Source organism: Pseudomonas sp. GCM10022186 (assembly GCF_042656385.1).
Taxonomy (GTDB): domain Bacteria; phylum Pseudomonadota; class Gammaproteobacteria; order Pseudomonadales; family Pseudomonadaceae; genus Metapseudomonas.
Genome location: NZ_JBHSOU010000002.1, coordinates 214,852 through 224,151, shown reverse-complemented (window position 1 = coordinate 224,151; position 9,300 = coordinate 214,852). Strand labels below are relative to the sequence as shown.

The following is a 9,300-nucleotide window of genomic DNA, read 5'->3' as shown; positions in this document are numbered from 1 at the left end:
GGGCGAATTCATTCGCCAAGCAGACCGCAGGTCTGCCCTGCGGGCCTGCCGGGGGCAGCTGCGCTGCCCTTGGCGAATGAATTCGCCCCTACAGGGGAGGGTGCCGGCTGCTGCTCAGCGGTACTGGATCCCCGCTGCGCCGGTGCTGACCCGGGTACCGGCCTGGCCACGGGCGATGGCTTCGATGTCCTTCAGGGCGCCGATCACCGCGGGCTTGCCGGTCTTCTGGGCGAACTCGCCGGCGGCCTGGACCTTCGGCCCCATGGAGCCGGCGGCGAAGCCGAGGCGTTCCAGTTCGTCCGGGTGGGCCTGGGCGATGGCCTTCTGGGTCGGCTTGCCCCAGTCGATATAGGCCGCGTCCACGTCAGTGGCGATCACCAGCAGGTCGGCTTCCAGCTGCTCGGCCAGCAGGGCGGAACAGAGGTCCTTGTCGATCACCGCCTCGATGCCCTTGAGCTTGCCGTTGTCGTACATGGTCGGGATGCCGCCGCCGCCGGCGCAGATCACCACCGAGCCTTTCTCCAGCAGCCATTTCACCGGGCGGATCTCGAAGATGCGCTTGGGCCGGGGGCTGGGCACCACGCGGCGGAACTTGTCGCCGTCCGGGGCGATGCTCCAGCCCTTTTCCTTGGCCAGGCGCTCGGCCTCGTCCTTGGCGTAGACCGGCCCGATGGGCTTGGTGGGCTTCTGGAAGGCCGGGTCCGCCGGATCCACCTCGACCTGGGTCAGGATGGTGGCGAAGGGCACTTCGAAGGGCAGCAGGTTGCCCAGCTCCTGTTCGATCATGTAGCCGATCATGCCCTCGGTCTCGGCACCGAGGACGTCCAGCGGATAGGGGTTCCTGGCGTCGAAGGCAGCGCCCTGCAGGGCCAGCAGGCCCACTTGCGGGCCGTTGCCGTGGGCGATCACCAGTTCATTGCCCGGCGCCACCTTGGCGATCTGTTCGCAGGCGATGCGCACGTTCTCCCGCTGGTTTTCCGCGGTCATGGCCTCGCCACGACGCAGCAGGGCATTGCCGCCCAATGCGATGACGATTCGCATAGCAATTCTCCTTCGGATGCGGGAGAGAGGTGGCGGACGGCCGCCCTCTCCCCCGGCCCCTCTCCCAGAGGGAGAGGGGAGGGTTTCGGTCAGACGTCGGCGAGGGTCGAGACCAGGATCGCCTTGATGGTGTGCATGCGGTTTTCCGCCTGCTCGAAGGCGATGCAATAAGGCGACTCGAACACGTCGTCGGTGACCTCGATGCCGTTCTTCAGGTTCGGGTACTGCTCGGCGATCTGCTTGCCGACCTTGGTTTCGCTGTTGTGGAAGGCCGGCAGGCAGTGCATGAACTTCACCCGCGGATTGCCGGCGGCCTTCATGATCTCCATGTTCACCTGGTAGGGCAGCAGTTCCTTGATGCGCTCGCCCCAGGCTTCCACCGGCTCGCCCATGGACACCCAGACGTCGGTGTGGACGAAGTCGACGCCCTTGACCGCCTCTTTCGGGTCTTCGGTGAGGGTGATGCGGGCGCCGCTCTCTTCAGCGAACTTCCGGCACGCGGCGACGTGCTCGTCGGTGGGCCACAGGGCCTTGGGCGCGGCGATGCGCACATCCATGCCCAGCTTGGCGCCGATCAGCAGCAGGGAGTTGCCCATGTTGTTGCGGGCATCGCCCAGGTAGGCGTAGGAGATGTCGTGCAGCGGCTTGTCGCTGTGTTCGCGCATGGTCAGCACGTCGGCGAGCATCTGGGTTGGGTGGTATTCGTCGGTCAGGCCGTTGAATACCGGCACCCCGGCGAACTGCGCGAGTTCTTCGACGATCTCCTGCTTGAAGCCGCGGTATTCGATGGCGTCGTACATGCGGCCGAGCACGCGGGCGGTGTCCTTCATGCTCTCCTTGTGGCCGATCTGCGAGGAAGTGGGGTCGATGTAGGTGACATTGGCGCCCTGGTCGTAGGCGGCAACCTCGAAGGCGCAGCGGGTGCGGGTGGAGGTCTTCTCGAAGATCAGCGCGATGTTCTTGTGCTTGAGGTGCTGCTGCTCGGTGCCGGTGTACTTGGCGCGTTTCAGGTCGCGGGACAGGTCCAGCAGGTAACGCAGCTCGCGGGTGCTGTGGTGCATCAGGCTGAGCAGGTTACGGTTGTGCATGTTGAAGGCCATGATTCTTTCTCCATTCAGAATTCTTCGAAGCGGGGGCCAGGGCATCCCTCGGCCCCCAGCCCCTCTCCCAGAGGGAGAGGGGAGAGGTTTGATCAGTAATCGATCGGGTCGCGCAGGATCGGGCAGGTCATGCAGTGGCCGCCGCCACGGCCGCGGCCCAGTTCGCTGGCGCTGATGGTGACCACCTCGACGCCTGCCTTGCGCAGCAGGGTGTTGGTGTAGGTGTTGCGGTCATAGCCGACCACCACGCCGGGCTCCAGGCAGACCACGTTGTTGCCGTCGTCCCACTGCTCGCGCTCGGCCTCGAAGGCGTCGCCGCCGGTCTGCACCACACGCAGTTTCTTCAGGTTGAGGGATTCGGCGACCACGTCGATGAAGGGTTTGTCTTCACGGCGGATATCGATGCCGTAGGGGCGGCTCTCATCCGGACGCAGGACGAAGGGCACGATCTCGCGGACCACTTCCGGGAAGACGGTGACCAGGTCGCGGTCGCAGAAGGTGAACACGGTGTCCAGGTGCATGGCCGCGCGGGACTTGGGCAGGCCGGCGACCACGATCTTCTGCGCGGCGCCCTTGCTGAACAGGGACTGGGCCAGCTGGCCGATGGCCTGGCGCGAGGTGCGCTCGCCCATGCCGATCAGCACCACGCCGTTGCCGATGGGCATCACGTCGCCGCCTTCCAGGGTGGACATGGCGTGGTCCCTGTCCGGGTCGCCGTACCAGACCTCGAACTCGGCCTCGGTGAAGATCGGGTGGAACTTGTAGATGGCGCTGGTCAGCAGGGTTTCCTGGCGACGGGCCGGCCAGTACATCGGGTTGAGGGTCACACCGCCGTAGATCCAGCAGGTGGTGTCGCGGGTGAACTGGGTGTTGGGCAGCGGCGGCAGGATGAAGCTGGAGTGGCCCAGGTAGTCGCGGTACATCTTGATGGCGCTGACGCCTTCGCTCTCCGGCAGGTCGGAGCCGGCGACGCCGCCGATGAGGAATTCGGCGATCTTGCGTGGCTCCAGGCCCTCGATCCAGGAGCGCACTTCATTGACCAGGCCGACGCCTACCTGGTCATTGGTGATCTTGCGATCGAGGATCCACTTCAGCGCTTCCTTGTTCTGCACGATGTCGGTGAGCAGGTTGTGCATCTCCAGGACATCAACGCCACGCTCGCGCATCTTGGTGACGAAATCGAAATGATCGCGCTTGGCCTGGCTGACCCAGATCACGTCATCGAACAGCAGCTCGTCGCAGTTGTTCGGGGTCAGGCGCATGTGTGCGAGCCCCGGCGAGCAGACCATTACCTTATGCAATTTACCGGCTTCGGAATGAACGCCGAGTTTGACTTTGGACATGGCAGGTCTCCTTACGGGTTACAGGGTCAGGAAGCCGTCGTAGAGGCCATAGGCCGCCACGACCGCGCCGATTACCACGGCTGCGAAAATCAGCTTCTCGACATTGGTGAATACCGGTTGGCCAACTTCCCGTTTGGCCTTGGCGAACAGAATCACACCCGGGGCATACAGCAGGGCGGACAACAGCAGGTACTTCACGCCGCCGGCGTACAGCAGCCAGATGGCGTAGATCAACGCGATGAGGGCGATGACCAGGTCCTTCGTGCGGTCACTGGCGTCCTGTTCGTAGGTCTCGCCACGCAGGGGCAGCAGCACCGCGTAGGCGGCCGACCAGAGGTAGGGCACCAGGATCATCGAAGTCGCGAGGTAGATCAGCGACAGGTAGGTGCTGGCGCTGAACAGGGTGATGACCAGGAACAGCTGCACCATGGCGTTGGTCAGCCAGAGGGCGTTGGCCGGCACCTGGTTGGCGTTCTCCTTGCGGATGAAGGCCGGCATGGTGTGGTCCTTGGCCGCGGCGAAGAGGATCTCGGCGCAGAGCAGTACCCAGGAGAGCAGGGCACCGACCAGGGAGATGATCAGGCCGACGCTGATCAGCACCGCGCCCCAGTGACCGACCACGTGCTCGAGTACCGCCGCCATGGAAGGGTTCTGCAGCTTGGCCAGTTCCGGCTGGGTCATGATGCCCAGCGACAGCACGTTCACCAGCACCAGGAGCAGCAGCACGATGACGAAACCGAGCACAGTGGCCTTGCCCACGTCGCTGCGCTTCTCGGCGCGGGCGGAGAAGATGCTCGCGCCCTCGATGCCGATGAACACCCAGACGGTGACCAGCATCATGTTGCGCACCTGGTTCATCACGCTGCCGAGCTCGACGTTCTGCGAGCCCCAGATGTCAGCGGTGAAGATGTCCAGCTTGAAGGCGAACAGGCAGATGAGGATGAACAGGAACAGCGGCACCACCTTGGCGATGGTGGTCACCAGGTTGATGAAGGCCGCCTCCTTGATCCCGCGCAGCACCAGGAAGTGCACGGCCCAGAGGACGATGGACGCGCCGATGATCGCTGCCAGCGTGTTGCCTTCACCGAAGATGGGGAAGAAGTAGCCGAGGGTGCTGAACAGCAGCACGAAGTAACCGACGTTGCCCAGCCAGGCACTGATCCAGTAGCCCCAGGCCGAGGAGAAACCCATGTAGTCGCCGAACCCGGCCTTGGCATAGGCGTAGACCCCGCCGTCGAGGTTCGGCTTGCGATTGGCCAGGGTCTGGAAGACGAACGCCAGGGTGAGCATGCCCACCGCAGTAATGCCCCAGCCGATGAGAATGGCGCCGACGTCGGCGCTCGCCGCCATATTCTGCGGCAGTGAGAAAATGCCCCCACCCACCATCGAACCGACTACCAGCGCAACCAGGGCGCCAAGTCGAAGTTTGTCGGACGAATCAGACATTGTGCACCTCCATCCGGAGTAGGAACTGTGCTTATTGAGCGCGTGGTCCAACGACTGCGTTCTGATCCAGATCAATAGCTGGCTAATGAGTCATACGGACAATTTCCTTACTGTCGTAGAGGGAGGGATTACTGCAGATCGCCGCCCGAAGCGAGCAAGATAGAGCGTTTGGCCAACCATCCAGGGCAGCGCCTAATACACACTAGTCGGTTTTCTCTGGCCTTCAAGTTGTAACTTTTCGTCCCCAGTTCCTACATCGAAACCCCATAATCCTCTGACGAAATGACCGATTTGTGTCAGCCATTTCGGTATTTACGGGAGGCTTTTTCAGTAGGAAATTTTTTAAAAAACAGGCAGTTTGTAGGATGGGTCGGGCCCGTAGGGTGCGCCGTGCGCACCACCAATCGTGTGCGGAATATCGGTGCGCGCAGCGCACCCTACGCTTGGGGTCATTGCGCGGGCATGAAAAAGCCCGGCTTGCGGCCGGGCTTCGGGGCACCCGGCGGGTAGCCGGGCGGTGCCTCGGGGTGGTGCCCGATGGCGATCGATGGGAAGGCCCCTTGGCTGGCTTGTGGCCGGCTCGGGGAGAGGCCGGGAACGTGCGGGCCCGGCCTCCTGGCCCTGCGCGAGCAGGGGTTGAACCCAAAGGGCAAGCCTTGTGCCATTGCGCTGAAACCGCTCTGGCACGCGGCTTTCGACTAACCACCTCCGGCAAGATAAGCGGATCCTTGCCGATCAATCCTGCTCATCGGCGGGATTTCCGCCACTGAAGCTGAGGTTGTGCTTGCGCAACTTGTCCGAGAGGGTCTTGCGCGGCAGGCCCAGGGCCTCGGCCACGCTGCGCAGCGAGCCATGGGGGCGGGTCAGCTCGGCGGCGATCAGCGCCCGCTCGAAGGCCTCCACCTGCTCGCTGAGGCCGCCTTCCGCCTTCGGCAGGTCCACCGGGGTGTTGTCCAGGGCCAGGTCCAGGCCCAGGGCGAAACGCTCCGCGGCGTTCTGCAGCTCGCGCACATTGCCCGGCCAGCCGTGGGTCAGCAGCAGCGCGCGCTGGCTGCTGTCCAGGCTGCGCGGCGCCATGCCGTGGCGGCTCCTGGCGGCATCGGCGAAGTGCTGGAACAGCAGCAGGGCGTCCTCGCCGCGTTCGCGCAGCGGCGGGATGCGCAGGCTGGCGACGTTCAGGCGGTAATAGAGGTCGGCGCGGAAGCGACCCTGGTCGGCGGCATGCCGCAGGTCCTCCTTGGTCGCGGCGATCACGCGGATATCCAGGGGGATCAACTGGTTGGCGCCGAGGCGCTCCACCACCCGCTCCTGCAACAGGCGCAGCAGCTTGACCTGGACGTCCAGGCTCATGCTCTCGATCTCGTCGAGGAACACGGTGCCGCCGTTGGCGAACTCGAACTTGCCGATACGGCGCTTTTGCGCACCGGTGAAGGCGCCCTGCTCGTGGCCGAACAGCTCGCTTTCCACCACCGATTCGGCCAGGGCGCCGGCGTTGATGGCGACGAAGGGGCCGTCACGGCGGGCCGAGAGGTCGTGCAGGGCGCGGGCCACCACCTCCTTGCCGGCGCCGGTTTCGCCGAGGATCAGCACATCGGCGTTGGTCGCGGCCAGGGCGCCGATCTGTTCGCGCAGGCGCTGCATGGCCGGCGACTGGCCCACCAGGCGCCCGCTGAGCTGCTGGCGATCGGAGAGGGCCAGGCGCAGGCTGCGGTTTTCCAGCACCAGGCGGCGCAGGTCGAGGGCGCGGCGCACGCTGTCCAGCAACTGGTCGCTGGGGAAGGGTTTCTCCAGGAAGTCATAGGCCCCGGCACGCATGGCCTGCACCGCCAGGGGCACGTCGCCGTGGCCGGTGATCAGCAGCACCGGCAGGTCGGAATCGCGTTCGCGCAGCTGGCCGAGCAGCTGCAGGCCGTCGATGCCGGGCATGCGGATATCGGTGACCACCACGCCGGGCCAATCCTTGTCGATCCTCTCCGCCACGCCCTGCGCATCGCCCAGCACCTGCACCTTGAGGCCGGCCAGGTCGAGGGTCTGGCTGAGGGCCTGGCGCAGGTGCGGGTCGTCGTCGATCAGCAGCACCTGGGTGAGGGCATCGAGGGTGTTGGTCATGCGGAGAGGTCCTCGGGAGGCTGTGGGGTGACGCCAGGGGCGGCATTGCGCAGGCGCAGGGTGAGCAGGGCGCCGCCGTCGGGGTGGTTGGCGAGCAGCAGCTCGCCGCCCAGGGCGCGCATCAGGCTATCGCAGATGGCCAGGCCGAGGCCAAGCCCCTGGGCGCTGGTCTTGGTGGTGAAGAAGGGTTCGCGGGCGTGGCGCAGGGCGTCTTCGGAGAAGCCGGGGCCGTTGTCGCGCAGGTGCAGGTCGACCCCCTGGGCGTTGCACTCGGCGCTGAGCCAGATGCGTCGTGGATGGGGCTTCTCCGCCAGGGCGTCGAGGGCGTTGGCCAGCAGGTTGCCGAGGACCTGGCGCAGGCGGGTCTCGCCGGCCTGGACCCAGAGCGGGGCATCCGGCAGGTCGCGGATCAGCTCCACGTCCATGGCCCGGCGGCGCTTGGCCAGCAGCGCCAGGGCGTCATCCAGGGCGGGCTGCAGGGCGACGCTCTCCGGGGCATGGCGGTCGCGGCGGGCGAAGGCGCGCAGGTGGGCGATGATCGAGGCCATGCGGCCGGTCAGTTCGCTGATCTGGCGCAGGTTGCCGCGGGCGTCGTCCAGGCGCTCGTGGTCCAGCAACACGCCGGCGTTATCGGCATAGCTGCGGATGGCCGCCAGGGGCTGGTTGAGTTCGTGGCTGATGCTCGCCGACATGGTGCCCAGGGCGGACAGCTTGCTCGCCTGCACCAGCTCGTCCTGGGCGCGCACCAGCTCCTGCTGGGCCTGTTCGCGCTCCAGCACCTCGTCCTTCAGGCGGCTGTTCAGCGCTTCGAGGTCCTGGGTGCGCTCCAGAACGCGCATCTCCAGCTCGCGGCGGGCGCGGGCGTCGAGGGCGATACGGTCGAGGTAGTGGCGGCGGCGCTGCATCATCAGGCCGAGCAGCAGCAGCAAGGCCAGCAGGGTGGCGCCGCCGATGGCCACGGTGGTGGTCACCTGGCGGTCGATGAGCTGGCGCGGGGCGAGGATGCTGGCGGTCAGGCCGGTCTCGCTGAGTTCGCGGCTCTGGGTGAGCCAGGCCTTGTCGTCCAGCTGCAGCGGCGGCGGCGCCTGGGTCGGGTAGGGCTGGTTGGCGACAATCGCGGCGCGCTCGGCGTTGTCCAGCGGACGGGTGGCATGGAAGCGCCAGTCGCTGCGCGAGGAGATGATCACCACGCCGTTGGCATCGGTCACCATCAGTTGTTCGGGCGTCTTGCCCCAGAGGGTCTCGGCGTCGTCCAGGTCCACCTTCACCACGAGGATGCCGATGATCTGCTGGCCGTCGCGCACCGGGCTGGCGAAGAAATAGCCGCGCTTGCGCGAGGTGGTGCCGAGGCCGAAGAAGCGCCCCTGCTTGCCGGCCAGGGCCTCACGGAAGTAAGGCCGGAAGGTGAAGGCGCGGCCGACGAAGCTGTCGGGCTGGTCCCAGTTGGAGGAGGTCAGGGTCAGGCCGGTGGGGCTCATCAGGTAGATCACGTCGGCGCCGGTATCGCCACGGACCTCGGCCAGCACCCGATTGGCTTCGGCCTGGAGCTCGGCGTTGCCGGGGTCGGCCAGCAGGTCGCGCAGGGGCGGCAGGTCGGCGAGGATGGGCGGCAGCACCTCGTAGCGGTGCAGGGTACCCAGCAGGTTGGCGACGTAGAGGTCGAGGGTCTGGCGGTTCTGCTCGGCCAGCGACCCGCTGTAGTAGCGCTCGCTGAAATGCTGCAGCGGCCAGAGCAGCGGCGTCAGCAGCAGGGCCAATAGCACCAGGCTGCGCCAGCGCGGGCGGTGGGGAGTGGGAGAGGCGGTCATGCAGTCACTGTGCGCGGGGCGATGAGGCGCATTATGGCATCAGCCGCGCGTGTCTTCGCCCCGCAGGGGCCGAACTGTGGGGGCGAACTCATTCGCGAACCGGACCGCAGGTTCGGCCTGAAGGTCAGCTTGGGGCTGCTGCGCAGCCCTTAGCGAATAAATTCGCCCCCACAACAAATGCCCCACCACACTCCGTAGCCCGGATGCAATCCGAGGCCCCGAAATTCATCCGCGCCACCGAACTCACCCATGGCACGGAGAGCCCCCTCTCCCTTCAGGGAGAGGGCTGGGGAGAGGGCAGTTGGATGTCGCAGGGCGTCCAAGGGGAAGACCTGCGGCCTCCCTGGCGAATGAATTCGCCCCTACAGGGTTTGTGAATAGGCCCGCAGGGTGGGCTCAACCCTCTGCGCGGCTGCCGCAGGCACTCCGCCAGGGCGCTGCGCCAGTCCGGCA

At 66.1% G+C, this 9,300-nt stretch carries 6 protein-coding genes; all 6 read right to left on the bottom strand.

Going from position 1 to position 9,300, the window contains the following annotated elements; genetic code table 11:
- Positions 1-114 precede the first annotated feature (114 nt).
- The 6 genes from arcC to ACFPU0_RS01710 all read right to left on the bottom strand — a co-directional run bounded on the left by arcC (position 115) and on the right by ACFPU0_RS01710 (position 8,847).
- A complete protein-coding gene (arcC, locus tag ACFPU0_RS01735) occupies positions 115-1,041 on the bottom strand; it encodes a carbamate kinase (protein WP_377691067.1) in 927 nt (308 codons plus the stop codon).
- A gap of 89 nt (positions 1,042-1,130) precedes the next feature.
- Positions 1,131-2,141, bottom strand: a complete 1,011-nt coding sequence (locus ACFPU0_RS01730) for an ornithine carbamoyltransferase (protein ID WP_377691066.1) — start codon at positions 2,139-2,141, stop codon at positions 1,131-1,133.
- A gap of 92 nt (positions 2,142-2,233) precedes the next feature.
- Complete coding sequence (arcA, locus tag ACFPU0_RS01725) at positions 2,234-3,484, bottom strand: arginine deiminase (RefSeq protein WP_377691065.1); 1,251 nt, start codon at positions 3,482-3,484, stop codon at positions 2,234-2,236.
- An 18-nt stretch (positions 3,485-3,502) separates the two neighbouring features.
- Complete coding sequence (gene arcD, locus ACFPU0_RS01720; RefSeq protein WP_377691064.1) at positions 3,503-4,930, bottom strand: arginine-ornithine antiporter; 1,428 nt, start codon at positions 4,928-4,930, stop codon at positions 3,503-3,505.
- 735 nt (positions 4,931-5,665) lie between these two features.
- Positions 5,666-7,039, bottom strand: a complete 1,374-nt coding sequence (locus tag ACFPU0_RS01715; RefSeq protein ID WP_377691063.1) for a sigma-54-dependent transcriptional regulator — start codon at positions 7,037-7,039, stop codon at positions 5,666-5,668.
- Positions 7,036-8,847, bottom strand: a complete 1,812-nt coding sequence (locus ACFPU0_RS01710; protein ID WP_377691062.1) for a sensor histidine kinase — start codon at positions 8,845-8,847, stop codon at positions 7,036-7,038. Before ACFPU0_RS01710 ends, ACFPU0_RS01715 begins: the two co-directional genes overlap by 4 nt.
- Positions 8,848-9,300 lie beyond the last annotated feature (453 nt).